Origin of the sequence: Serratia sp. 4542, from assembly GCF_016805595.1 — a bacterium.
GTDB lineage: Bacteria > Pseudomonadota > Gammaproteobacteria > Enterobacterales > Enterobacteriaceae > Serratia > Serratia nevei.
On the sequence record NZ_RXKV01000010.1, the window covers coordinates 658582 to 684253 of the forward strand.

Here is a 25672-nt window from a genome sequence, read left to right on the forward strand (position 1 = left end):
GGCGTGATGAGCGAACCGGTCATTATTCAAACGCGCAACGTTTCGCGTCTCTATCCCGGCGTCACGGCGTTGGATAGCGTGAATTATCAAGTGATTCGCAATCAGGTCAACGTACTGATCGGCGAAAACGGCGCCGGCAAATCGACCATGATGAAGCTGCTGGCGGGGGTGGAAACCCCGTCCTCCGGCACCATCGAGCTGGAGGGAAAAGCGGTGACGTTAACCTCCACGCAGAAGGCGGAGCGGCTCGGGATCAGCATTATTTTCCAGGAGCTGAATCTGTTCCCCAACCTGTCGGTGATGGACAACATTTTTATGGCCAACGAGTTCTTCCAGCGTGGCCGCATCAATGTGGATTATCAATATCAGCTGGCCAAAGCCTTGCTGCAGCGGCTGGAGTTGGACATCGATCCGCATACGCCGTTGGGCAGCCTCGGTATCGGCCATCAGCAGCTGGTTGAAATTGCTCGCGCGTTGGCGAAGGACACCCGGGTGCTGATCATGGATGAACCAACATCGGCGCTGAGCCAGGCTGAGGTGCGCACGCTGTTTCGGGTGATCGCCGATCTGAAAAAACGCGGCGTCACCATCATCTACATTTCTCACCGTCTGGAAGAGCTGATGGAGATTGGCGATCGCATCACGGTGTTCCGCGATGGGCGTTTTGTTGCCGCCGAGTCGGTCTGCAACGTCAGTATCCCGTGGATCATCGAAAAAATGGTCGGGGAAAAGAGCAAACACTTTGATTATTGCGCGGCAGAGCAAGGGGATGAAGTGCTGAAGGTCGAGCGGTTGACGCTGCCGCGTGAAAGCGGCGGCTATTGCCTCGACGACGTCAGTTTTTCACTGCGCAAAGGGGAAGTGATCGGCATTTATGGCCTGTTGGGCGCCGGCCGCACCGAACTGTTCAAGGTGATCAACGGCGTGATGCGCCAGACCGCCGGCCGCATTCTGCTCAACGGCGAAAGCGTGGAGCGGTTGGGGTTTCGTCAACGCATGGCGTTGGGCATGGCGCTGGTGCCGGAAGACCGGCAGGCGGAGGGGTTGGTGCAGATGATGTCGATCAAGGCCAACATGACCCTGGCCAGCCTGGGGCGCAATGCACTGCGGCCGTTGGCGGCGGCTGGGGAGTGCGCGCTGGTCGATGGCATGATCGAAAAACTGGCGATCAAGGTGAGCGACCGGGAGCTGCCAATCACCAGCCTCAGCGGCGGCAATCAGCAGAAAGTGGTGTTGGGCAAGGCGCTGCTGACCGGGCCGCAGGTGGTGTTTCTCGATGAGCCGACGCGCGGAATCGACGTCGGCGCCAAAACGGACGTTTATCACCTGATTGGCGCTATGGCACGCCAGGGGCTGGCGGTGATGTTCTCTTCGTCGGAGCTGGATGAGGTGGTCTCACTGGCCGACCGGGTGATGGTGATGGCGGACGGGAAGCTGACGGCCGATCTGCCGCGCGAACGGGCCGATCGCGAAACGCTGATCCGCGCCTCAACCCCACATGCATAAGGATAAGGCAATGCAAACCAAATATCGGTTGTATATGTATTTGCTGCAGGCGCGCACCTTCATCGCCCTGTTGTTGGTGGTGCTGTTTTTCAGCAGCATGGTGCCGAATTTTCTGACCGTCTCCAATCTGCTGATCATGACGCAGCACGTGGCGATTACCGGGTTGCTGGCGGTTGGTATGACGCTGGTGATCCTCACCGGCGGCATCGATTTGTCGGTCGGCGCGGTGGCGGGCTTGTGCGGGATGATCGCCGGTGCGCTGTTGACCGTCGGTATCCCGCTGTGGGACGGCAACCGGCTGTTTCTCAACGTTTTCGAAGTGATCGGTGCGGTGGCGCTGTTGGGCGTATTGTTGGGGTTGGTCAACGGCACGCTGATTACGCGGCTCGGCGTTGCGCCATTCATTTGTACCCTGGGCGCAATGTACGTGGCGCGTGGGGCGGCGTTGCTGACGGCGGACGGCAAAACCTATCCCAATCTGGTGGGCATGGAAGCGCTGGGCAACACCGGTTTCGCGGCCCTGGGATCTGGCACCTTTCTGGGCATTTACAATCCGATTTGGCTGATGTTGGCCATCGTGTTGTTGGGGATCTATCTCACCAAGAAAACGCCGCTTGGGCGCTATATCTATGCGATTGGCGGCAATGAACCGGCAGCGCGGCTGTCGGGGGTGCCGATCGTCAAAGTGAAAATGTTCGTCTATGCCTTTTCCGGGCTGTGCGCGGCGCTGGTGGGGCTGGTTATCGCTTCACAATTGCAAACCGCGCACCCGATGACCGGCAATATGTTCGAGATGGACGCCATCGGCGCGACGGTACTGGGCGGTACGGCGCTGAGCGGTGGCCGCGGCAGGGTATTCGGTTCGATCATCGGTGCCTTTGTGATCGTTTTTCTGGCGGACGGTTTGGTGATGATGGGCGTCAGCGAGTTCTGGCAAATGGTGATTAAAGGGTTGGTGATCGTCACCGCCGTGGTGATCGATCAGTTCCAGCAGCGTTTGCAAAGCAAGGTCATTTTGATGCAGCGCCAGGAAAAAAAAGCGGCGCAGCCGCTGGCTGAGGTGAGCCATGGTTAAAGCGGATTGCATTGTCGCGTTGGACGAAGGCACCAGCAACGCCAAGGCCGTGGTGGTGGATGTTCAGGGGGCGATCGTTGCCAGGGCCAGCAGGCCGCTGACGCTGCAGACGCCGCAGCCCGGTTGGGTGGAACAGCGGGGCGAGGCCTTACTGGAAGCCTCTCTTGCGGTGCTGCGGGAAGCGATTGCGTTGGCCGGGGCATCCCGTATTGCCGGTATCGCCATCAGCAACCAGCGTGAAACCGCCATCGGTTGGCGACGTTCCGACGGCCAGCCGATCGGGCCGGCCTTAACCTGGCAATGTGCGCGCGCTGCCGATTTTTGTGAACGGCTGCGGCACGATCGGCAGGCCGAAGTGGTGCGTCACGCCACCGGTCTGCCGCTTTCACCGCTGTTCTCGGCGTCGAAAATGCGTTGGTTGCTCGACCATAGCGAAGAGGGGCAACGGATGGCGGAGAACGGGGAGATCTGCCTTGGTACCATCGATGCCTGGCTGCTGTGGCAGTTGAGCGGAGGACAGGCATTCGGTTGTGATACCTCCAATGCCGCTCGTACTCAACTACTGAACCTTGCTTCCGGCGATTGGGACGAGCGGATGCTGGCGCTGTTCAACATTCCCCGTCAGGCGCTGCCGACGATCCACCCTTCCAGTCATCTGTTCGGCACGACGTTGGGATTGGAAGGCATTGCCGACGGCATTCCGATTGGCGCGATGGTGGGCGACTCGCATGCGGCGCTGTACGGCCATGCGCTTGGCCAGGCAGGGCAGGCTAAGGCCACCTATGGCACCGGATCATCGGTGATGGCGCCGATCGCCGAAGCGCTATGCGGTACGAGCGCTTTGGCAACGACCGTCGCCTGGCACGATGGTGGGCGTATGCAGTATGCGCTGGAGGGCAATATTCCCCACACCGGCGACGCCATTGCCTGGATGCTGGATATCACCGCCATACCGCCGGGGGACGAGGCGCTGTTAAGTGAGCTGCCTGTTCGCGTGTCCGACAGCGGCGGCGTTTATTTTGTACCGGCCTTGACCGGGGCCGGTGCGCCCTGGTGGGACGAACAGGCGCGCGGCGTGATCTGCGGGCTCAGTCGCGGCACGCGGCGGGAACATGTGGTGCGGGCCGCTTTTGAAGCGGTGGCTTATCAAATCGCCGATGTGATCGACGTATTGCGGCAACAGCCGGGCTTTGTACTGCAGGGGTTAATGGCCGATGGCGGCCCGAGCCGCAATGACTGGCTGATGCAGTTTCAGGCCGATTTGTTGGGTTGCCCGGTGTGGCGCAGCAACACGGCGGAACTCTCGGCGCTGGGGGCGGCGCTGATGGCGATGCGCAGCCTGTGGGGGACTTCCGATCGGCAACTGGTGGCATTGTTGCCCCAACATGATGAATTTAAACCCGATATGCAGCGCCATCGGCAGCTGCAGGAAAACTACAGCGCCTGGCGGCAGGCGGTACAACGCACCTTGTGGCGGCCGCAAGCGGCTGCATTGATGACAGGAGAACAACCATGAATCGTGATTTCACGGGAAAAACCGTGGTGATTACCGGCGCATGCCGCGGCATTGGCGCGGGTATCGCCGAACGTTTCGCCAGTTTGGGTGCCAATCTGGTGATTGCATCGAATGCGGAACGCATTCTGACCACGGCGGAAACGCTGCGCCAGCGTTATCGGGTGGCGGTTCTGCCGATTATCCTCGACGTGACCGATGAAGCGCAGGTGATTGATTTTTATCGTCAGGCGTGGGAGCGATTCGGCGCGATCGACGTTTCGATTCAAAATGCCGGGGTGATCACTATCGATCGTTTTGACCAGATGCCCAAAAGCGATTTTGAGAAAGTGTTGGCGGTAAATACCACGGCGGTCTGGCTCTGCTGCCGGGAGGCGGCCAAATATATGGTCGGCCAACGCCGGGGGCGGCTGATCAACACCTCTTCCGGTCAGGGACGTAACGGGTTCATTTACACACCGCATTACGCCGCCAGCAAAATGGGCGTGATCGGCATTACGCAGAGTTTAGCGCTGGAACTGGCACCGCATGGCATCACCGTCAATGCATTCTGCCCCGGCATCATTGAAAGCGAGATGTGGGAATATAACGACCGCGTTTGGGGCGAAATTCTCAGTGGCCCGGAAAAAACCTATGGCAAAGGAGAGTTGATGGCCGAGTGGGTGGCGGGGATTCCCCTTAAGCGCGCCGGTCAACCCGAGGACGTGGCGGGCCTCGTGGCTTTCCTTGCCTCGGACGATGCCGACTATATTACCGGCCAGACCATCAATGTGGACGGCGGGTTAATCATGTCCTGACGTGACTATGTCACAAAAAGGCGGCGTCGGATCGGCGCCGCATTAACCGCTTACATTTTCCCGCCATTGCAATCCGCCCGGCCGCCCCCATATCCTTATAAATTCGACGTTTTGAGAAGCTTTCTCATCAATTTGTTCGTTAAGGCCGTTTACTGCCGAATATGCCAGCAGATATGTGGTTTTATCGTGCCGCAGGGTTTCCCTGCCGCAACGGGAAATGCTAACTTAAGGGTTAGGGACGCCACGTTTTGGCATCGTTCATCCGATTCACTCGGCATCGCGGGAAAGAATGTGAAATATTTGCTGATTTTTTTGTTGGTTCTGGTGATCTTCGTGATTTCCGTCACCTTGGGTGCGCATAACGATCAGGTGGTCAATTTTAACTATCTGGTTGCGCAGGGCGATTATCGCGTATCGACCCTGTTGGCCACGCTGTTTGGCGCCGGTTTCGTTCTTGGCTGGATCATTTGCGGTCTGTTCTACCTGCGCACGCGCATTGCGCTGGGCCGCGCCGAGCGCAAGATCAAAAGGCTGGAGCTGCAGCTTGAGCAGCCCGCTGAACCGGCGGCTCAGCCCGTTGTCAGCAAGGAATAATCCTCTATGTTAGAACTGCTGTTTCTGTTGCTGCCCGTGGCTGCCGCGTACGGTTGGTACATGGGGCGCAGAAGCGCTCAGCAGGATAAACAGCAAGAAGCCAACCGCCTGTCGCGTGAATACGTGGCAGGGGTGAACTTTCTGCTTTCCAACCAGCAGGACAAGGCGGTCGATTTGTTCCTCGACATGTTGAAAGAGGACAGCAACACCGTTGAAGCCCACCTGACGCTGGGTAACCTGTTCCGTTCGCGTGGCGAAGTCGACCGCGCCATCCGCATCCATCAGGCCTTGATGGAAAGCGCCTCCCTGACCTTCGAACAGCGTCTGCTGGCGGTACAGCAGCTGGGCCGCGACTATATGGCGGCCGGGCTGTACGATCGTGCGGAAGACATGTTCAGCCAGTTGACTGACGAAGCGGATTTTCGCGTATCGGCGCTGCAGCAACTGCTGGTGATCCATCAGGCCACCAGCGATTGGCAAAAAGCGATCGACGTGGCGGAAAAGTTGGTCAAGCTGGGTAAAGAGAAACAACGCGTCGAGATCGCACACTTCTATTGTGAACTGGCGCTGCAGGCGATGGGCAGCGACGATCTCGATCGAGCGATGAGCCTGCTCAAGCGTGCGGACGCAGCCGATAAACAGTGTGCGCGCGTGTCCATCATGTTCGGCCGCATCTATATGGCGCAAAACGACTACGCCAAAGCCGCCGAGTTGCTGCAACGCGTACTGAGTCAGGATAAAGAGTTGGTCAGCGAAACGCTGCCGATGCTGCAGGAGTGCTACACTCATCTGCCGGAACAACAGCACAATTGGGCTGAATTCCTGAAGCGCTGCGTAGAAGAGAACACCGGTGCCACCGCCGATCTGATGCTGGCCGAGATCATCGAGCAGCACGAAGGGCGCGACGTGGTGCAGGTCTATATCAACCGCCAGCTGCAACGCCATCCGACCATGCGGGTATTTTACCGGCTGATGGATTATCACCTGGCGGACGCCGAAGACGGCCGGGCGAAAGAGAGCCTGCTGCTGTTGCGCGATATGGTCGGCGAGCAAATTCGCACCAAACCGCGTTACCGCTGCCACAAATGCGGCTTCACCGCGCACTCGCTCTATTGGCATTGCCCGTCGTGCCGCGCCTGGTCATCGGTTAAACCGATCCGCGGCCTGGATGGGCAATAACGCCGCGGCTCGACAAAATAAAACGGGGCGATTTATCGCCCCGTTTTTTTATGTTTGTCTGTTCGTCGTTTACTTTTTCTTGCCGCCTTTGGCGCCGGTTTTCAACAGCTGGCGGAGTTTCTTCAGCTCTTTCTGGCTCAGAGGCTGTTCAATTTCTTCTTCGGTGCTTTGGTTGTCGATCTCGCCATGGTGCAGCTCATCCGCCTTTTTGGCCGGTTTTTCTGCCTTGGCGGCGGGCGCAATGAAGCTGCTTTCCAGGCGCTGGCACACTTCCACGCTCAACGAAAATTCGTTTTCAGCGGCGGCGGCACGGATTTTTTCCTTGAGTTCCAGAGGAATTTTAATGGTAAGTGTCGATATCTCGCTCATTTTGAAAGCCTTTCTGCAGGAAGATGCCTTCAAGCTAAGCCACTGGCGATCGGGTGTCTAGTGTGTAATAAAAATTTAATATTTCTGTAACAAATAGGGGCGAGGAAAACGCGGGTTTTTTAGGCGAGAAACAGAGGCAGGGCCCGAACGCGCGGGCCCTGTACCAGAAATGTTATTTGTAGATGATGGCGGTGCCGCTCAGCATGTTGTTACCACCGGCGGAGATGATGCGGTAGCTGCTGGCGCCCTGAGCGTCGGCCTTAGCGGCCAGCTTTTTCTCCAGGCTGCTGAGGGTGGTCGCGTGGCCTGCGGAAACGATGCCGGTGGCGGTCAGGTTATCGGCCTGCTGGCTGTTGACCGGTTCAGCGGCGAAGGTGGCGAAAGAGGTCAGTGCGATAGCGGCAGCGGCTGCAAAATATTTGATGGTTTTCATAGGTGACTCCAGTCTGTTTATTTAGGAAGGAAGCCATTCGCTTCCGATGGACTGAATAATAAAGCATCTGCACAGATTGAAAATCTGATAATGCTGAGTAAGTAATTCAAAATATCTGATTAACAATTTACGCATCTTTACGGCGTTTTACGCTACGTGGTTTATCGCTGATGCGCTTTCGTTGACGCGCCATGACAAAGGTGAGAGGTAACATGACAGAGCGCCGGTGCGTGCTGTGGCTGGGATTTCTGGCCCCCGACATGTAGAATGCGGCGGTCAGTTTCGCGGGTGAGTCCCTGATTATGTCTATTTTAGAGAAGGTAGAAGAAATGAAGTCTGAAAATAACGCTAATAACAATGACTTAAAATCATCTCCAATCGTTGTGGCGTTAGATTACGCCGATAAGAACGCTGCGCTGGCGTTCGCCGACCGTATCGATCCGCAAGACTGCCGGCTGAAAGTGGGCAAAGAAATGTTCACGCTGTTTGGGCCGCAGCTGGTGCGCGATCTGCATGGGCGTGGCTTCGACGTGTTTCTCGACCTGAAATTCCACGATATTCCCAATACCACCGCGCATGCGGTCGCGGCGGCGGCCGAGCTGGGCGTTTGGATGGTCAACGTCCACGCCAGCGGCGGCGCGCGCATGATGACCGCCGCTAAAGAAGCGCTGGCGTCATTCGGGGCGGATGCGCCGCTGCTGATTGCCGTGACGGTGCTCACCAGCATGGAAGCGGAAGACCTGCGCGGCATCGGCATCGAGGCCAGCCCGGCGGAACACGCCGAGCGCCTGGCGCGCCTGACCCGCGACTGTGGGCTGGACGGCGTGGTGTGTTCGGCACACGAAGCGCAGCGGCTGAAGGCGGCCTGCGGGCAGGCATTCCAGCTGGTTACGCCGGGGATCCGCCCTGAAGGCAGCGCGGCGGGCGATCAGCGCCGTATCATGACGCCGGTGCAGGCACAGGCCGCCGGCGTGGACTACATGGTGATTGGGCGTCCGATCACCCAATCTGCCGATCCGGCCGCGACGCTGCGCGCGATCCGCGCCTCTTTGGCCTGAGGAACTGCCGATGAATGACGATAACAGCCGCCTGGTGTATTCCACGGACACCGGCCGTATTAAGCAGGAAGAGGTTAAACCGCAACGCGCCAAAGGTGACGGCATCGTGCGCATCCAGCGTCAAACCAGCGGCCGCAAGGGGAAGGGCGTGTGCCTGATCGCCGGTATCGATCTGGATGACGCTGCGCTCGACAAACTGGCGGCCGAGCTGAAGAAGAAATGTGGCTGCGGCGGTTCGGTGAAAGACGGGATCATCGAAATCCAGGGCGATAAACGCGATCTGCTCAAGCAGCTGCTGGAAGCCAAAGGCATGAAGGTCAAACTGGCGGGCGGTTGAGCTGAATCGCCATGCCGCGGTGCAATGCCGCGGCATGGCTTGAGGTTGTTGCTGCCGGGGGTTAGCCCGTTAACGGCAAAAGAACCATAGACTTAAAGTAAAACAGACCTGAAATCATCGTTATTCTGGTTAATACGTCAAAGCGCCGAGGCGCTTTTGCCAGCCTGTTGGCCGAGGACGCTCGGTCAGGTTATTTGCCAACCTGGTGACCGATAATGCCCCCCACCGCAGCCCCACCCAGCGTGCCCAACGCGCTGCCGTTGGTCAGCACTGCACCGCCGACTGCACCGGCACCGGCACCGATTGCGGTGTTGCGATCGCGTTTGGACATGTTGGAACAGGCGCTGAGTGAAAACGCCAGAGTCAGTGCCAGAGCGGCGGTGGCGAAACGTTTATTGATAATCATCATAATGACTTCTCCTTAGCATTGGCTATATGGAAGTGCCCTATAAGTATAGGCGTTAACCATAAATCAGGCCTGCCGTTGGTTCCCATACAGTATCGATATAAAAAATGGCATTTTTTGTTAAAAGCCGAATAATTAGCAAGTTACGGCCCAAAAGTTGCCGAAACTGAGTATAGGTTTCTCGGGAAGGATAAACAGGTAAATAGTCTTAAAATCCCGCTGCGCAGGGGGAAAGGCGCGCGGCGTGGCCCGCGCGGCGCGCTTGGTATGATGGTGGCCCGCGTTAGTCGTTGACCAACTCCACCTGTATGCCCTGGCGTTTCAGTTGATGCTGATACTCGAGCGCCAAACGCGAATCGGTGATCACCCGGCTGATCTGGCCCGGCTGCGCCAGCGGGTTGGGCTGGATCTGGCCGAATTTGCTGGAGTCCGTTAGCACGATATTCTCCACGCCCTTGGCCAGCACTGCGCTGACCACGTCGGCGCGCATCATGTCGCGGCCGGTAAAGCCGGTTTCGGCCTGAAAGCCGTCAATGCCGATAAACGCCTTGTTGAAATGCACCTGCTGAATGCACAGCCGCGTGAGTGGGCCGACCACGGTCTCGCTTTTCTTCTGGTACATGCCGCCCAGCACAATCACGTCGCAGTCGGTTTCTTTCAGCAGGTTGGCGATGTAATGGCTGACGGTGATCAGCGTAATGCGCTTGCGTTCGGCGATGTAGCGCGCCAGCAGGGCGTTGGCGCTGCCGCTCTCGATAAAGATCGTCTCGCCGTCGTTGACCTGCGCGGCGGCGTACTGCGCCAGCCGCTGCTTGAGAGTGAAGTTGGACATCATGCGGGCGTCGACGTCGTCGCTCTCCAGCGCCACGGCGGAGCCATGTACCCGCTTCAGGTAGCTGCGCTTTTCCAGCAGGTTGAGATCTTGCCGGATGGTGACTTCCGAGACGCCCGAGGCGCGCGCCAGCTCATTGACGCTGATCCGCCGGCGATCGTTAACCAACTGCAATATGGTCTGTTGTCGTAAATTCATATCGGCCTGATGATGCGGCCGCCAAGGTGCGGCCGCTAAGAGTCAAAGGTTTAAAGAGTATGTTCTGTGCGCGCAATAATATCATCCTGCGCCTCAGGGGATAATGCGGTAAAGAAGGCGGAATAGCCAGCTACGCGAACCACTAAATCACGATATTGGTCAGGGTGTTGCTTCGCTGCCAGCAGCGTTTCGCGCGACACGATGTTGTACTGCACATGCCAGCCGCGATAGCTCTCGAAGAAGGTGCGCAACATCAGCATCAGCTTTTCCCGATCGCGTGGGTTGTCCAGCGTCGTCGGGTTCAGCTTTTGGTTGAGCAACACGCCGCCGAGGATCGCTCCGGTCGGTAGCTTGGCGAGCGAATTGAACACCGCCGTCGGCCCCAGGTGGTCGGTGCCGGACGCCGGGCTGGCGCCTTCCGCCAGCGGCTGGTGCGCCTTACGGCCATCCGGGGTCGCCAGGGTGGCGGCGCCGAAGGGCACGTTGGCTGAGATAGACGACGTACCGGCGTAGTAGCCGCCGCCGATCGGCCCGCGGCCGAAGCGGGTGTTGCGATACTGCTTCAGTTCCTCGATGTAGGTTTGGTAGGCGCGCACCAGCAGCCGATCGACGTCGTCCACGTCGTTGCCGTATTTGGGCGCGGCGTTGAGCAGCCGCTGGCGCAGCTGTTCGCCATCCAACCCGGCGAAGTCGTCGGCCAGCGCCGCCGCCAACTGCTGCTGGCCGATTGTCCCTTGCTCGAACACCAGTTTGCGCACCGCCGCCAGGCTGTTGCCGAGGTTGGCGATGCCGACCTGCAGGCCAGAAACCCAGTCGTACTTGGCGCCGCCTTGCTTGATGCTTTTGCCGCGTTCGATGCAGTCATCCACCAGCGCGGAACAGAGGATATCGTGGGCGTTCTCCTCCAGCACGCTGTCCACCACGCATTCGATCTCAATTGACTTGCGCGTGTAGTAACGGATTTGCCGATCCCATGCCGCCATCACCTGCTCGAAATCGGCGAAGTTCCCTTTGGACAGCGCCTGTTCCTGCGGCAGGAAAATCTGCCCGGAGGTGGCGTCGCGGCCCTGTTCCAGCGCCGCCAGCAGCACGCGGGCGAAGTTGATGAAGCTCATGCCGGTGCAGCGATAGCCCCATTTGCCGCCGACGGCGGTCTCGATGCAGCCGATGGCGGCATAGTCGTAGGCATCCTGCGGCTCAACCCCCAGTTTGATGAACTCGGGAATGACGATTTCGTCGTTGTTGAACGCCGGCATGCCAAAGCCGCAGCGGATCACCTGCACACAGGCGTCGAGGAAATCGGCGCTCATTCCGGCGTGGTAACGCACGCTGAGGTTGGGCTGGGTGGAGCGCAGGCGGCCGCAGGACTCGAGAATGGCGTAGGACAGCGGGTTGACCGCGTCGCACGGCCGGCCGTCGATCAGTTTTTGACCGCCGATGGTGACGTTCTGGTACAGCGGACTGCCGGCGGAGGCCTTGGAGTGCGAGCCGGAACGGATCTTGTTGACCTCCAGCAGCTTCAGCCAGCAGCTGTGCAGCAGCTCGATGGCGTCTTCCCGCGCCAGGTTTTGCTCCAGCTCGACGTCGCGCCGATACCAGGGATAGAGATATTGGTCGAGACGACCAAAAGAAACCGAATGGCCGTTGGATTCGATCTGCAACGTCAGCTGGATGAAATAGCACAGCTGCAGCGCCTGCCAGAAGGTGTGCGGCGGGCGATGGGCGATCAGGTCGCAGTTGTCTGCGATAGCCAGCAGCTCGGTGCGGCGCCAGTCGCGGGTTTCGCGTTGCGCCATGTCGCGCGCCAGGCGAGCGAAGCGCAGGATGTGTTCGCTCAGCGCCGCCAGCACGATGTCGATGGCGTTGAGAAACTGCGCTTTGTGCAGGTCTTCCCACTCGGTCAGGTGCAGGCGGCTGCGGCGCGCGTTCACCTTTTCACGCAGGCCGTCGAGGCCTAGCGCCAGCAGCAGCGGGAAGTTGACCGCCAGGTGGGCGTCGCCGGAGGTCATGTTGCCCTCGGCCTTGATGATGCCGGTGGCCAGCAGCGCCTTCTGTTCGTCGGTAAACATGCCGTAGCAGCGATCCTGCACCGTTTGGCCGCGCCACCAGGGGCAAAGACGGTGCAAAATCGCCTTGTTCTCTTCGCTGACCGAGAAGCCGGCGCCCGGCCGGTCGGCCAACTGGTCGATCTCGTTTTCTATCCAGCCGACGGTGTATTCGGGGAAGATCGGCGCGGCGCGCAGCTCACTGGCCTGGTTGCCGATGATCAGCTCGTCGTTGGCGATCCAGATACTGCGCTTCGCCAGGTGGTTGGCCAGCGCCAGCGCACGGCGCACCGGCAGCGGCCGATCCTGATGCTGTTGATAGGCTTCGGTATAGTGCTGCGCGCGTTCGGTGCACACCGGCGGTTTGACGATGTGGATCAGCGCGTTCTTATGCGCCTGAATACGGGCGCTGAGGGTGGTCAAATCCAATGTGGTCATGGCGTTATCCTCGCAAAATGGCGGTCAGGCCTTTGGCGCCGGCGTACGCTTCGGCGAAGGCCAGCAGATCGGGCGCGTCCAGCGGCGTGCGGGCGGCGCGGTAGGGCTCGCCGAGCAGGTGATACTTGTTGATGCCCAGCGTGTGGTACGGCAGAAAATGGATCTCCGATACGCCGATCTCGTCGGCGGCGAAGTCGACAATCGCGCGGACAGAGTGGCGATCGGCGTTGAAATCGGGGATCAGCGGCACGCGCACGGTCATTGGCACGCCGTGCGCCGCCAGCCGGCGAAAATTGTTCATCACCCGACGGGCGGAGCCGCCGGTCCAGGTTTTGAAGCGCGCTTCATCGGTGTGTTTGAGATCGGCCAACAGCAGATCCAGCCAGGGCAACGAAGGGGCGATGTAGCGCCAGGGAACGTGCAGACAGGATTCGACGGCGGTGTGGATGCCGGCTTCCCGGCCGCGCCGCAGCAGCTCCGCCGCGATTTCCGGCTGCATAAAGGGTTCGCCGCCGGACAGCGTTAAACCGCCGCCGCTGCGCAGGTAGAAAGGCTTATCCCGCATCACCTCGGCCATGATATCGTCGGGGTTGACCGCGCTGCCGCACAGGCTGAGCGCGCCGGTCGGGCAGGCGGCGGCCAGCGCCGCATAGTCGTCTTTGCTGATGACGTCGCGCCGCAGCGTCAATGCTCCCTCGTCACGCCGCAGGCCTTGCGGGCAGCGCTCGGTGCACAGCGTACAGCCGCTCAGGCACAGGCGCTCGTCAAACAGCAGATCCGCGTGGCGCGAGCGGCTTTCCGGGTTCTGACACCAGCGGCAGCTCAGCGGGCACCCTTTTAAAAAGACCACGCTGCGGATGCCAGGGCCATCATGGGTCGAGTAGCGCTGCAGATTGAAGAACATGAGTCACCCGTTTGGCGTTGCTGAATCTTTCGCCATTAAAGATGTTTCGAATGAAAGTTGAATTGATTTTGGTCAAAAGTTGACAGGGTTTTTGCCCTATGATGATCAGAGTTTGAATCCGCCCACAGAACATGACACAGGAGTCCGTGATGGAGCTTTATCTCGATACCGCCGATGTGACTGCGGTAAAACGCCTGGCGCGCATTCTGCCGCTGCACGGCGTCACCACCAACCCGAGCATCGTGGCGAAGGAAGGCAAGCCGATCTGGGAAGTGCTGCCTGCGCTGCGCGACGCCCTCGGCGGCACCGGCAAGCTGTTCGCGCAGGTGATGGCGGCCGATGCCGAGCGCATGGTGGCGGAGGCGGCGCTGCTCAGCCAGCGCGTACCGGGGCTGGTGGTGAAGATCCCGGCAACCGCCGAGGGGCTGGCTGCGATCAAGAAGCTTAAAACGATGTCCATTCCGACGCTGGGCACGGCGGTATACGGCGCCGGGCAGGGGCTGCTGGCGGCCTTGGCCGGGGCGGAATATGTGGCGCCTTACGTCAATCGGGTAGATGCGCAGGGCGGCGACGGTATCGAAATGGTGCACGAGCTGCAGCAGCTGCTGAGCCTGCACGCGCCGTCGGCGCAGGTGCTGGCCGCCAGCTTTAAAACGCCGCGCCAGGCGCTGGAATGCCTGCTGGCGGGCTGCCAGGCCATCACGCTGCCGGTGGATGTGGCGGAGCAGTTCCTCAGCGCGCCAGCGGTGCAGGCCGCGGTCGAGAAGTTCGAGCAGGATTGGCAGGGGGCTTTCGGCTCCACGCTGCTGGGTTAAAGCCTGGCCAGTAAAAAGGGCGCCGCGGCGCCCTTGCTGGATGACTGAAACGCTTAGCTGCGGCCGGTTTCTTCCCTAAGCGCGGCGCTCACCTCATGCGCCGTCGGCTGTTCGGCACGCAGCGCCCGGCGGATCGCGAAGAAGGCGGCGATCAGCATGGTTACCGCCACCAGCATAAAGAACCCGCACAGCGCGGCGTTGATTTGGTTGCTGAACACGATGGTCTCCATGTCTTTCAGCGATTTGGCCGGCGCAATGATCGTGCCTTGCTCAATGCCGGTGGAGAATTTCTTCGCCTGCGCCAGGAAACCGATGCTCGGTTTCTCGTGGAAGATTTTCTGCCAGCCGGCGGTCATGGAGGTCACGAACAGCCAGGCGGTCGGCAGGATGGTAACCCAGGCGTAACGCTGTTTTTTCATCTTGAACAGCACCACGGTGCCGAGGATCAGCGCCATCGATGCCAGCATCTGGTTGCCGATGCCGAACAGCGGCCACAGGGTATTGATGCCGCCGAGCGGATCGATCACGCCTTGATACACGAAGAAGCCCCAGCCGGCTACCGCCACCGTGGTGCCCGCCAGATTGCCGAACCAGGAACGGTTGTTGGCCAGCTGTGGCACCGCCACGCCCACCAGATCCTGCACCATAAAGCGGCAGGCGCGGGTACCGGCGTCGACGGCGGTCAGGATGAACAGCGCTTCGAACAGAATGGCGAAGTGGTACCAGAAGGCCATCATCGCCCGGCTGTTGAACACCTCGCTGATGATGTGCGCCATGCCCACGGCGAAGGTTGGGGCACCGCCGGCGCGCGACAGGATGGAGTTCTCACCTACCTCTTTGGCGATCAGCGCCAGCGTTTCCGGCGTGACGATAAAGCCCCAGCTGTTAATGACCTGCGAAGCATTTTCCACCGTGGTGCCGATCAGCGCCGCCGGTGAGTTCATGGCGAAGTAAACGCCCGGATCCAGCACCGAGGCGCAGATCAACGCCATGATGGCGACGAAAGACTCCATCAGCATGGCGCCGTAACCGATAAAGCGAATGTGGCTTTCGCGTTCCACCAGCTTGGGCGTGGTGCCGCTGGAGACCAGCGCGTGGAAGCCGGAAATGGCGCCGCAGGCGATGGTGATGAACAGGAACGGGAACAGGGCGCCGGCGAACACCGGGCCGCTGCCGTCGATGAAGCGCGAGACCGCCGGCATTTTCATCTCCGGCATGGCGAAGACGATGCCGATGGCCAGGCCGATGATGACGCCGATTTTCATAAAGGTGGAAAGGTAGTCGCGCGGCGCCAGCAGCAGCCACACCGGCAGCACCGAAGCGACGAAGCCGTAGATCACCAGCACCCAGGTCAGGGTGGTGCCGTGCAGCGTGAAGAACGGCCCCCAGTAAGGATCTTGCGCCACGTTGCCGCCGTAAATAATCGCCAGCAGCATCAGCACGAAGCCGATCACCGAGATTTCAGCGATCTTGCCCGGCCGGATAAAGCGCATATAGATGCCCATGAACAGGGCGATCGGGATGGTGGCGGCGATGGTGAACAGCCCCCACGGGCTGTCGGCCAAGGCTTTTACCACCACCAGCGCCAGCGCCGACAGGATGATGATCATCACCCCCAGCGCGCCGAGCATGGTGATCACCCCGGCGAATGCGCCCAGCTCTTGCTTGGCCATTTCCCCCAGCGAACGTCCGTCGCGGCGTGTGGAGATGAACAGCACCAGGAAATCCTGCACCGCGCCGGCCAGCATAACGCCGACCAGGATCCAGATGGTTCCCGGCAGGAAGCCCATCTGCGCGGCCAGAATCGGCCCCACCAGCGGCCCGGCGCCGGCGATGGCGGCGAAGTGGTGGCCGAACAGCACCCATTTGTTGGTGGGCACGTAGTCCAGGCCGTCGTTGTGGCGTTCTGCCGGGGTCAGACGGCGGTCGTCCAGTTCAAAGACCTTGTCGGCAATGAACCGGCTGTAGAAGCGGTAGGCGATGCTGTAGCAGGCGACGGCGGCGACCACCAGCCAGACGGCGTTGACGTGTTCGCCGCGGCTGAGCGCCAGCATGGCGAAGGCGAAGGCGCCGACCAACGCCACCAGCAGCCAGATAAGTCCTGACCTGATGTTTTTCATGAAACAACTCCTTGGCGTACAGAGGTAAAAATCGACGTTGTTATTAGGAATGACGTTTTAACAGTAGAAGTTTTGCCGCCGAACCGCGGCAGGTCGGATGAGAAATGTGAAGCAGGTGGGGTTTTAGTGTAAAAACAACGTGATGAAACCGCGTTGGCGCAGGCTGCCGCCCACGCAATCCTCGGCAGTTATTCATTCTGCATTTTCACGGTGCGTACAGCGAATCATCGTCGTTTTTTATTCGGGCACGGCGTCTGGCGAATTATTATTTTATCTGTCGAGGCGTGCCGAAATAAAATCATCCGTGCCGTGTTATACCTTTATTTCAACCCGCAGGTTTAATCATTCATAAAATAAATAATAAAGTCACGAAAGGAATTTAATTATGATAAATAAAATCATCGAAGGGTATTTACCGCAGCTCACGGCCATTCGGCACGATATTCATCAACACCCTGAACTGGGTTTCGAAGAGTTTCGCACCAGCGATCTGGTGGCGGATTATCTGAATTCGTGGGGCTATGAGGTGCACCGCGGATTGGCGGGCACCGGCGTGGTGGGCACGCTGCGGGTGGGCGACGGCGTTAAACGCCTAGGATTGCGTGCCGATATGGACGCCTTGCCGATCGAGGAGAACAACGGCAAGCCCTGGAGCAGCAGCGTGGCCAACCGCATGCACGCCTGTGGCCATGACGGCCACACCACCATGCTGCTCGGTGCCGCTCGTTACCTGGCGCAAACGCGCAACTTCAACGGCACGCTGCACCTGATTTTCCAACCGGCGGAAGAGATGCTGAACGGCGGCGCGCGCATGGTCGAACAGGGGCTGTTCGAGCGCTTCCCCTGCGACGCCATCTTCGCCATGCACAACATGCCGGGGATGCCGCTCGGCGAGTTCTTCTTCCAGCACGGCCCGTTTATGGCCTCGATGGATCAGTTCAACGTGCGGGTGCAGGGGCGCGGCGGCCACGGTGCCATTCCGCAGCTGACGGTCGATCCGGTGCTGGTGGCTTCGCATATCACCGTCGCGCTGCAGAGCATCGTTTCGCGCAATATCGATCCGCTGGAGGCGGCGGTGATCACCGTCGGCAGCATCAAGGCCGGTGAGGCGGCCAACGTGATCCCGGACAGCGCGGAGATGAAGCTCAGCGTGCGCTCGCTGGATCGCCAGGCGCGCGCCACCTTGCTGGCGCGCATTCCGGCGCTGATCGAGGCGCAGGCGGCAAGCTTCGGCGCTCACGCGGTGGTGGAACACGTTAACGGCACACCGGTACTGGTCAACGACGAAGCGATGACCCGTTTCGCCCACCGCGTGGCGCAGCAGCAGTTCGGCGATGACCGCGCACACTACGGCGCCCGGCCGCTGATGGGCAGTGAAGATTTCGCCTTCATGCTCGATGCGCATCCGCAGGGCTGCTACCTGATCATCGGCAACGGCGATGGCGAAGGCAGCTGCATGGTGCATAACCCGGGATATGACTTTAACGACGGCTGCCTGGCGGCCGGCAGCCAGTATTGGGGAGCGTTGGCGGAAGCGTATTTAAAATAAACTCGAAAATAATAACAGGGAAGGTAATGATGAGTGAAAATATGGCTGAAACCCAGGCGGCAATAATATCGGCCCCGAAGGCCGGCGGCAAAAAGGTCATATTCGCCGCCTCCTTCGGCAATGCGCTGGAGTTTTTCGATTTCGGTATTTATAACTTCTTCGTTATTTACATCAGCGTATTATTCTTTCCGCCGTCCAGCGATCCGCATCTGGCGTTGCTGTTGGCGTTTGCCACGTTCGGCGTCAGCTTCTTCATGCGGCCGCTGGGCGGCATTCTGATTGGCGCCTATGCCGATCGCCATGGCCGCAAGCCGGCGATGATCCTGACGATTTCCTTGATGAGCCTGGGCACGGCGATGATCGGTTTTGCGCCGACCTACGCCAGCGCCGGCTATTGGGGAACCGTCACGCTGGTGGCGGCACGCCTGATCCAGGGCGTGGCGGCGGGCGGCGAGGTGGGGGCATCGATGTCGTTGCTGGTGGAGTCGGCGCCGCCCAACCGGCGCGGCTTCTATTCCAGCTGGTCGCTGGCGACGCAGGGCATCGCTACCGTGGTCGGCGGCGTCACCGCGCTGGCGCTCAGCGCGGCCTTGCCGGTGCTTTCCGGTGAGCCGAACGCTATGGCCGAGTGGGGATGGCGCATTCCTTTCTTTATCGGCGTGGCGCTGGCGCCGCTCGGTTGCTGGCTGCGCCTCGGGTTGGAGAGCGATCGGCCGTCGGTGTCGCGAGCCCACGAGCCGCCTGCGCAGTTGCGCCAGCACTCGCGGGCGGTGGTGCTCGGCGTGATGTTGACCATCGGCGCGACCGTCGCCACTTACATCTCGATGTATTATCTCGGCACCTACGCGGTGAAATACCTGGGGATGGCGCAGGCCTACGGCTATGCCGCGATGCTGCTGGCGGGCCTCGTCACCTTCGGCGGCAGTCTGCTGGTCGGGCACTGGTGCGATCGTTACGGCCGTTTGCCGCTGATCCGTGGGTCGCGGATCGCGATTCTGATCGTGGCCCTACCGGCGTTTTGGTGGCTGAGCGCGGTACCGCATCCGGCGGTGCTGCTGCTGATTGTCGCGGTGCTGGTCGGGTTGACCACGCTCGGTTCGGTGCCGACCATGCTGATGATTTCGGAGCTGTTCCCGCAGCGCATTCGGGCGCTGGGGTTTGCCTTGGTCTACAGCCTTGGGGTGGCGATCTTCGGCGGCTTCGCCCAGTACATCGCTTCGCAGTCGATCGCGCTGAGCGGTTCGCTGCTGGCGCCCGCCGTCTATCTGATGCTGGCGACGCTGGCTTCGCTGGCGGTGCTGCCGCTGCTGCGTGAAACCGGCGGTGAGCCGCTGCACTAGTCGAAAAAAAAACGCCGGCGGTTTTCACCGTCGGCGCTTTGCGTTGCGGCCGTTTCAGGCTGGCGTTCAGGCCGCCGGACGGGCGATCACGCTGCGGGTTTCCATGCGCACTTCGGCGATGGTGACCTGCAAGGTGTCGCTCTGGCGGTAAACCACTTCACCCTTGATCTGCACGGTGCCGGTTTCCTGGCTGCACTGCATCTCGTCGCGCACCGCGTGAATAAACGGTGCCGGGATGAAGGCAACCGCACCGTTGTCCAGCAGGCGCACGCGCAGGCCGCCGCGGGTCACGTCGATGATCTCGGCGTTGAAGCGGGTATCGGTACCGGCCTTGTCCTGCAGGAAGCGGGCGTACAGCCAGTCGCCGACGTCGCGCTCCGCCATGCGGTTCAGGCGGCGGCGTTCCGCCAGCTGCACCGTCACGTCATCCTGCGGTTTTTCTGCCGGCTGCTGGTTGATGATCGCCTTCAGCAAGCGATGGTTGACCATATCGCCGTATTTACGGATCGGCGATGTCCAGGTGGCGTAAGCCTCCAGACCCAGACCGAAGTGTGGCCCCGGCGTGGTGCTGATCTCGGCGAAGGTCTGGAAGCGGCGGATGCGGCTGTCGAGGAACTGGGTCGGCTGCGCATCCAGGTGGCGGCGCAGTTCGCAGAAACCGTCGAGGGTCAGCAGCTTCTCGGCCTCGGCTTCCACGCCGTTGGCCTGCAATACGGTGACCGCTTGCTCGACCAGAGCAGGATCGAAACCGGTGTGCACGTTGTACACGCCGAAGCCCAGGCGATCGCGCAGCACGATGGCGGCGCAGACGTTGGCGGCGATCATGCACTCTTCAACGATGCGGTTGGCGCTGCGGCGTTGCTCGGTAACGATCTCGAGCACGTCGCCTTTTTCACCCAGCACGAAGCGGTAGTCCGGGCGGTCTTTGAACACCAGCGCATGCTGATGGCGCCAGGCGTTGCGCGCGTCGCAAACGCGCTTCAGCAGGGTGATTTGTTGCGCGACGGCGTCGCTCGGCGGCTGCCAGCCGGCAATGCCTTCCAGCCAGTCGGAGACTTCGTCGTATACCAGCTTGGCTTTGGATTCGATCTCGGCGGCGAAGAACTGAATATCCTCGCCCAGCGCGCCGTCGGCGGCGATGGTTACGCGGCAAGCCAGCACCTGGCGGCGCTCGTTAGGGCGCAGCGAGCACAGGTTGTCCGACAGATCGCGCGGCAGCATCGGGATGTTGAAGCCCGGCAGGTAGTTGGTGAAGGCGCGCACGCGGGCGATATCGTCCAGCTTGCTGCCTTGTTCGACGTAGGCGGTCGGATCGGCGATGGCGATGGTCAACTGCAGCGAACCGTCACCGTTGTCGGTCACATACAGCGCATCGTCCATGTCTTCGGTGCTGGCGCTGTCGATGGTGACGAATTCGAGCGCGGTCAGGTCTTCACGCACCAGCGCAGCGGCCGGTTCGCTGAGGGCCTGCATCTCCGGCGCCTCTTTCTCCAGGTTGTGACGCGCCAGCGTCACCCACCACGGGGCGAAATGGTCTTCACCTTCGGTGATAAAGTGGGTCAGATCGGCGTTGAAGCCGCGATCGCCTTTCAGCGGGTGACGGCGCATTTCCGCCACCGCCCAGTCGCCGGCCTGGAAGTTGTGGGTCAATTCACGCACCGGGCGGCACGGAATCGCATCTTTCAGCAACGGATGATCGGGCACGATGGACAGACGGTCGTCGCGCTTTTGCACGCGGCCGACAAAGCGCGACAGGAACGGCTCGACCAGAGTTTCCGGCTCGGCGATTTCGCGCTCTTTCTCGGTGTGCAGGGTGGCGATAATGCGATCCCCGTGCATGACTTTCTTCATGTACGGCGGCGGAATGAAGTAACTTTTTTGACCGTCTACTTCAAGAAAGCCAAAGCCTTTCTCAGTCCCTTTCACTACGCCTTCAACGCGCGGGGTCTGAGAGTGAAGTTGCTGTTTAAGCTGCGCGAGCAGCGGGTTATCTTGAAACATATCGTCCAGTGAATGGGTTGTGAGTGGCAAGATTTGCGGCTGACAGTTTTACGCGAATCACCCGCTGCGAGCAAGCCTAACGTCACGGAACCCCGCGTTGCCACGCGATTTTGCGCAAGAATGGTCAATCGGAGTGCTATCGAGGGAAAACCCCGGCGCGAAGGCCGGGGTGAAGGGCGGGTGGCGATCAGTCCCGCAGCGGCGTCGGCTGCAGGATTTCAATCCAGTAATCGTCCGGATCGCGAATGAACGCCACGTAGTTCATACGGCCTTCATGCAGGCGCTTTTGGAAGGTGACGCCGAGGCGCTCAAACCGCTCGCAGGCGGCGCGCACGTCCGGCACCGTGACGCACAGGTGGCCAAAGCCGCGCGGCTCACCGTTGCCGTTGTGGTAGTGGAAATCGGCCTGATTTTCGGTGCCGTGGTTATGGGTCAGCTCGAGAATGCCCGGCTGGCTCAGCGCCCAGCGTTTGCGCTCATCGTCGTCCTGCGGGATCTGTTCACGCGGGCTGCGTGTCAGGTAGCAGATGGTAAAAGCGGCTTCTTCGAACGTTTCCAGATAGACCGGGGTAAAGCCCAGCACGCGGGTGTAGAAATCCAGCGCTTTGGTCAGATCCTTCACGCGGATCATGGTGTGGTTGAACACGTAACCGTCGGTTACCGCGTCCGGTTGGGCCGCCACGCCGGGCAGCGTCAGTAGATCATTCAGTGGCATCAGAGATCCTCCTCAGGGTGTCGGCAGACTGTAGGTGAAATCGATGCTAATCTAAAGTGATTGTTTTTAACTAAAACACTAACTAAAAGTGAATGATAGATGAAGCTGAGCCAGCTGAAGTTTTTCTGTACCGTGGTGGAGCACAAAACCATCGCCGCGGCCGCGCGCGAGCTGCACTGCGTGCCTTCCAACGTCACGCTGCGGCTGCGCGAACTGGAGGAGTCGCTGGGCGGCGAACTGTTTTTCCGCGACAAGAATCGGCTGTACGTCAATCCCAAAGGGCGGCTGTTCTATCAGCAGGCGCGCGACATTGTGGCGCAGGCGGAGCGCAGCAAGCAGCTGTTCGCCGGCGAGCATCAGCGTGGGCTGCTGAACCTCGGGGCGCTGGATTTCTCGCTGGTCAGCCATTTGCCGGCGCGCATTGCCCGGCTGCGCCGTTTACAGCCTCATCTGCACATCAACGTGCTGAGCCGCGACTCGCTGGTGCTGGAACGCATGCTGATCGACAGCGATCTCGACCTGGCGATCACCGACGGCCCGATTGAACATCCGCTGCTCGCCAGCCAAAAGGCATTCGATGAACGGCTGGTATTGTTGATGCCGGCCGATGCCGGGGAACCCGACGCCGCCACGCTGGCGCCGCTGGAGTTTTACACGTTCAGCCGCGAATGTTCGTTTCGTCTGAAGGTGGATCACTGGCTGGCCTCGCGTGGGCTGAAACCGCGCATGACGCTGGAAATGGAGTCTTATGCCGCGATGGCGGCCTGCGTACAGGCCAGTTGTGGTGTTGCCTGCGTCCCCGGTTCGTTGCTGCCGCTGATCTTGCCGGCGCCGGGGCTGAAGGTGGTGGAAATGGGCGAAGAGGGGCTGAGCGACCTGTATTTCGTCTGGCGACGGCATCAGCTGTCGGACGAGTTGCAGACCATCCTGGGGATATTGGCGCACCCGGCGTGAACCGGGCGCGCATTTTCAGGCGATGCGCAGCGAAGGTTGCTGTTCGCTGCGGCGGATCACCACCGGAATCGACTTCGAGGTCGGGGTACCGGTACCGTCGCCGAAGCTGGCCAGTGGCACCAGCGGGTTGGTTTCCGGGTAGTAGGCCGCCAGGTTGCCACGCGGAATGTCGTAACTCACCAGCTTGAACCCGTCCACTTTGCGCACCACGCCGTCGTTCCACAGGGTTTCTATCTCTACCCGTTCGCCATCCTGCAGGCCCAGCGCCGCCAGATCCTCCGGATGGATGAACAACACTTCACGCTGACCGTAAACGCCGCGGTAGCGGTCATCCAGACCATAGATGGTGGTGTTGTACTGATCGTGCGAGCGCAGCGTTTGCAGGGTGAACGGCGCTTTCTCGCTGCCCAGCTGTGGGAACAAGGTGATCGGCAGCGCGGCGGCGCTGAATTCCGCCTTGCCGCTCGGCGTGGCGAAGCGCAGTTCGGCGGCGGCATTGCCGAGGTAGAAACCGCCGGGCTGGTCGCAGCGCCGGTTGAAATCTTCGAAGCCGGGTATGGTGGCGGCGATGTGATCGCGGATCAGCGAATAGTCGTCGGCCAATTCCAGCCAGTCCAGCTGCTGGGTGCCCAGCACCGCGTCGGCGATGCCGCAGACGATCGCCGTCTCCGAACGTTGGGTCTCCGCCAGCGGCTTGCCGATGCCTTCCGAGGCGTGGACCATGCTGAACGAATCCTCGACCGTAATGTACTGCGAGCCGCTGGCCTGCATGTCAAGCTCGGTGCGGCCGAGCGTCGGCAGGATCAGCGCGTCTTTGCCGGTCACCAGGTGGCTGCGGTTAAGCTTGGTGCTGATATGCACCGTCAAATCGCAGTTGCGCAGGGCGCGGGCGGTGCGTTCGGTGTCCGGCGCCGCGGCGGCCAGGTTGCCACCCAGCGCGATCAGCACTTTCACTTCGCCGCGCAGCATCGCTTCGATCGCTTCCACCGTGTTGTGGCCCAGCGCGCGATTGGCGGTGAAGTTAAAGTGGCGCTCCAGGCTGTCGAGCAGCGCCTTCGGCGACTTCTCGTCGATTCCCATAGTGCGGTTACCCTGGACGTTGCTGTGGCCGCGTACCGGGCACAGGCCGGCGCCCGGTTTGCCCAACTGCCCGAACAGCAGCTGCAGGTTGGTGATTTCACGCACCGTCGCAATAGAGTGTTTATGCTGAGTCACGCCCATCGCCCAGGTGCAGATCACCCGTTCGGCGCCCTGATAGGTGGCCGCCGCCTGGCGCAGCTGCGCCTCGCTCAGGCCCGACTGCGCGGTAATGGTCTGCCACTCGGTGGCGTCTACCTGCGCCAGGTAAGCCTCCACGCCGACGCTGTGCCGTTCGATAAACGCCAGGTCGAACAGGGCGGGCTCGCCGGAGGCTAAACGCTGACGGTGGGTTTCCAGCAGGGCTTTCACCATGCCGCGCACCGCCGCCATATCGCCGCCCAGATTCGGCTGGTAATAGGAAGAGCTGATCGGCGAGGATTTTGGCGTCAGCATCTGTACCGGATCCTGCGGATCGGCGAACCTTTCCAGCCCGCGCTCGCGCAGGGTGTTGAAGCTGACGATACGCGCGCCGCGTCGGGCGGCGTTCTTCAGGCTGTGCAGCATGCGCGGGTGGTTGGTGCCGGGGTTTTGGCCAAACACGAAGATGGCGTCGGCCTTTTCGAAGTCATCGATGCGGATGGTGCCTTTGCCGACGCCGATGCTCTGCTTCAGCCCGACGCCGCTCGCCTCGTGGCACATATTGGAGCAGTCGGGGAAGTTGCTGGTGCCGAGCATGCGGCCGAACAGCTGATAAAGGTACGACGCTTCGTTGCTGGCACGGCCCGAGGTATACAGCTCGATCTGGTTCGGGTTGTCCATGCCGTTGATGTGTTTGGCGATCAGCGCCAGCGCGTCCGGCCAATGGATAGGTTCATAGTGGTCGGTTTCGGCGTTGTAGCGCATCGGATGGGTGAGGCGACCCTGATACTCGAGGAAATAGTCGCTCTGCTGCTGCAGCGTGCTGACGCTGTGGGCGGCGAAGAACTCAGGCTCCACGGCGCTGCGCGTCGCTTCCCAACTGACCGCTTTGGCGCCGTTTTCGCAGAAGCTGAAGGTGCTGTGGTTGTCGTCGCCCCAGGCGCAACCGGGGCAGTCGAAGCCACGAGCCTTGTTGACGCGCATCAGGTTGCGCATGTTTTTTAGCGTTTGTTTACTGTCGAGGACAAAGCGGGTGGTGGCTTCAAGCGAACCCCAGCCGCCCGCCGGGCCGGTATAAGGCTTGATTGACGGTTTGAATTTCATGGTGACACTTCGCAGGTGGTTGTAGCTAAAAAGTAAACGCTTTTTTATGCGTCTTGCGTATTTATGTCACAAGTTTAGGGGCGCTGAGGGGTGGCGTCTAATCGAATGGGGCAATGGCGGCATAGAGCGCATCTATCGCCGGCGGGCGGTGCCGTAAACAAATGGTTGCATA

Annotated in this window: 22 protein-coding genes; 12 read left to right on the top strand and 10 right to left on the bottom strand. The window is 60.6% G+C overall.

The genetic code is table 11. The annotated features are described in order from the left end of the window. Nucleotides 1–6 precede the first annotated feature (6 nt). The 6 genes from EKL15_RS15410 to lapB all read left to right on the top strand — a co-directional run bounded on the left by EKL15_RS15410 (nt 7) and on the right by lapB (nt 6664). Entirely contained in the window at nt 7–1506 is a 1500-nt protein-coding gene (locus EKL15_RS15410) for a sugar ABC transporter ATP-binding protein (RefSeq protein WP_060439825.1), read from the top strand. Nucleotides 1507–1516: 10 nt separating this feature from the next. After that, nucleotides 1517–2581: an ABC transporter permease gene (locus EKL15_RS15415; RefSeq protein WP_087762719.1), complete on the top strand. Its 1065-nt coding sequence runs from the start codon at nt 1517–1519 to the stop codon at nt 2579–2581. Beyond that, nucleotides 2574–4097: an FGGY family carbohydrate kinase gene (locus EKL15_RS15420; protein ID WP_100395703.1), complete on the top strand. Its 1524-nt coding sequence runs from the start codon at nt 2574–2576 to the stop codon at nt 4095–4097. The genes EKL15_RS15415 and EKL15_RS15420 overlap by 8 nt, the downstream gene beginning before the upstream one ends. Continuing rightward, the gene (locus tag EKL15_RS15425; protein WP_049271279.1) at nt 4094–4891 is read left to right on the top strand and encodes an SDR family oxidoreductase; all 798 of its coding nucleotides are present in this window, start codon (nt 4094–4096) and stop codon (nt 4889–4891) included. Before EKL15_RS15420 ends, EKL15_RS15425 begins: the two co-directional genes overlap by 4 nt. A gap of 291 nt (nt 4892–5182) precedes the next feature. Next, on the top strand, nt 5183–5485 hold the full coding sequence (locus tag EKL15_RS15430) for a LapA family protein (protein ID WP_004930650.1): 303 nt from the start codon (nt 5183–5185) through the stop codon (nt 5483–5485). Between the two features lie 6 nt (nt 5486–5491). Further along, the gene (gene lapB, locus EKL15_RS15435; RefSeq protein WP_100395704.1) at nt 5492–6664 is read left to right on the top strand and encodes a lipopolysaccharide assembly protein LapB; all 1173 of its coding nucleotides are present in this window, start codon (nt 5492–5494) and stop codon (nt 6662–6664) included. Between the two features lie 69 nt (nt 6665–6733). On the opposite strand, the gene EKL15_RS15440 is transcribed toward lapB, so the two are convergent. Together EKL15_RS15440 and EKL15_RS15445 are read right to left on the bottom strand one after the other, a co-directional pair. After that, on the bottom strand, nt 6734–7033 hold the full coding sequence (locus tag EKL15_RS15440; protein WP_203090080.1) for an Arc family DNA-binding protein: 300 nt from the start codon (nt 7031–7033) through the stop codon (nt 6734–6736). Between the two features lie 172 nt (nt 7034–7205). Then, the gene (locus EKL15_RS15445; protein WP_049200066.1) at nt 7206–7466 is read right to left on the bottom strand and encodes a YdgH/BhsA/McbA-like domain containing protein; all 261 of its coding nucleotides are present in this window, start codon (nt 7464–7466) and stop codon (nt 7206–7208) included. 329 nt (nt 7467–7795) lie between these two features. On the opposite strand from EKL15_RS15445, the gene pyrF reads away from it, so the two are divergent. Further along, nucleotides 7796–8524: an orotidine-5'-phosphate decarboxylase gene (gene pyrF / locus EKL15_RS15450; RefSeq protein ID WP_042705513.1), complete on the top strand. Its 729-nt coding sequence runs from the start codon at nt 7796–7798 to the stop codon at nt 8522–8524. Nucleotides 8525–8534: 10 nt separating this feature from the next. Further along, entirely contained in the window at nt 8535–8861 is a 327-nt protein-coding gene (gene yciH, locus EKL15_RS15455) for a stress response translation initiation inhibitor YciH (protein ID WP_038876234.1), read from the top strand. Between the two features lie 190 nt (nt 8862–9051). Here yciH and osmB read toward each other — a convergent pair whose 3' ends face one another. The 4 genes from osmB to EKL15_RS15475 form a co-directional block, all read right to left on the bottom strand. Continuing rightward, entirely contained in the window at nt 9052–9270 is a 219-nt protein-coding gene (gene osmB / locus EKL15_RS15460; protein WP_004930634.1) for an osmotically-inducible lipoprotein OsmB, read from the bottom strand. A gap of 280 nt (nt 9271–9550) precedes the next feature. After that, entirely contained in the window at nt 9551–10297 is a 747-nt protein-coding gene (locus EKL15_RS15465; protein ID WP_038876236.1) for a DNA-binding transcriptional regulator YciT, read from the bottom strand. Nucleotides 10298–10347: 50 nt separating this feature from the next. Then, the gene (locus EKL15_RS15470) at nt 10348–12780 is read right to left on the bottom strand and encodes a formate C-acetyltransferase/glycerol dehydratase family glycyl radical enzyme (RefSeq protein ID WP_203089864.1); all 2433 of its coding nucleotides are present in this window, start codon (nt 12778–12780) and stop codon (nt 10348–10350) included. Between the two features lie 4 nt (nt 12781–12784). Further along, nucleotides 12785–13684, bottom strand: coding sequence for a glycyl-radical enzyme activating protein (locus EKL15_RS15475; RefSeq protein ID WP_084827725.1), 900 nt, complete (start codon nt 13682–13684; stop codon nt 12785–12787). Nucleotides 13685–13833: 149 nt separating this feature from the next. Here EKL15_RS15475 and fsa point away from each other — a divergent pair, with 149 nt between their 5' ends. Beyond that, nucleotides 13834–14499: a fructose-6-phosphate aldolase gene (gene fsa / locus EKL15_RS15480; protein ID WP_016927538.1), complete on the top strand. Its 666-nt coding sequence runs from the start codon at nt 13834–13836 to the stop codon at nt 14497–14499. Nucleotides 14500–14552: 53 nt separating this feature from the next. Here the strand turns inward: fsa and EKL15_RS15485 are convergent, their stop codons facing one another. Then, nucleotides 14553–16619 carry a carbon starvation CstA family protein gene (locus EKL15_RS15485; RefSeq protein ID WP_203089866.1) on the bottom strand — a complete coding sequence of 689 codons (2067 nt, stop codon included), beginning with the start codon at nt 16617–16619 and terminating at the stop codon, nt 14553–14555. 385 nt (nt 16620–17004) lie between these two features. Between EKL15_RS15485 and EKL15_RS15490 the strand changes: the two genes are divergently transcribed. Both EKL15_RS15490 and EKL15_RS15495 read left to right on the top strand, forming a co-directional pair. Further along, complete coding sequence (locus EKL15_RS15490) at nt 17005–18168, top strand: M20 aminoacylase family protein (RefSeq protein WP_060418549.1); 1164 nt, start codon at nt 17005–17007, stop codon at nt 18166–18168. A 29-nt stretch (nt 18169–18197) separates the two neighbouring features. After that, nucleotides 18198–19508 (top strand): MFS transporter, encoded by a 1311-nt coding sequence (locus EKL15_RS15495; RefSeq protein ID WP_203090083.1) that lies wholly within the window; start codon nt 18198–18200, stop codon nt 19506–19508. A 66-nt stretch (nt 19509–19574) separates the two neighbouring features. Here the strand turns inward: EKL15_RS15495 and EKL15_RS15500 are convergent, their stop codons facing one another. Next, a complete protein-coding gene (locus tag EKL15_RS15500) occupies nt 19575–21509 on the bottom strand; it encodes an exoribonuclease II (protein ID WP_187322469.1) in 1935 nt (644 codons plus the stop codon). A 187-nt stretch (nt 21510–21696) separates the two neighbouring features. After that, a complete protein-coding gene (gene gloA, locus EKL15_RS15505) occupies nt 21697–22224 on the bottom strand; it encodes a lactoylglutathione lyase (RefSeq protein WP_015378023.1) in 528 nt (175 codons plus the stop codon). Nucleotides 22225–22323: 99 nt separating this feature from the next. Here gloA and EKL15_RS15510 point away from each other — a divergent pair, with 99 nt between their 5' ends. Then, nucleotides 22324–23178 (top strand): LysR family transcriptional regulator, encoded by an 855-nt coding sequence (locus tag EKL15_RS15510; protein WP_203089869.1) that lies wholly within the window; start codon nt 22324–22326, stop codon nt 23176–23178. Between the two features lie 15 nt (nt 23179–23193). On the opposite strand, the gene EKL15_RS15515 is transcribed toward EKL15_RS15510, so the two are convergent. Then, the gene (locus EKL15_RS15515; protein ID WP_201966447.1) at nt 23194–25500 is read right to left on the bottom strand and encodes an FdhF/YdeP family oxidoreductase; all 2307 of its coding nucleotides are present in this window, start codon (nt 25498–25500) and stop codon (nt 23194–23196) included. Between the last annotated feature and the right edge of the window lie 172 nt (nt 25501–25672).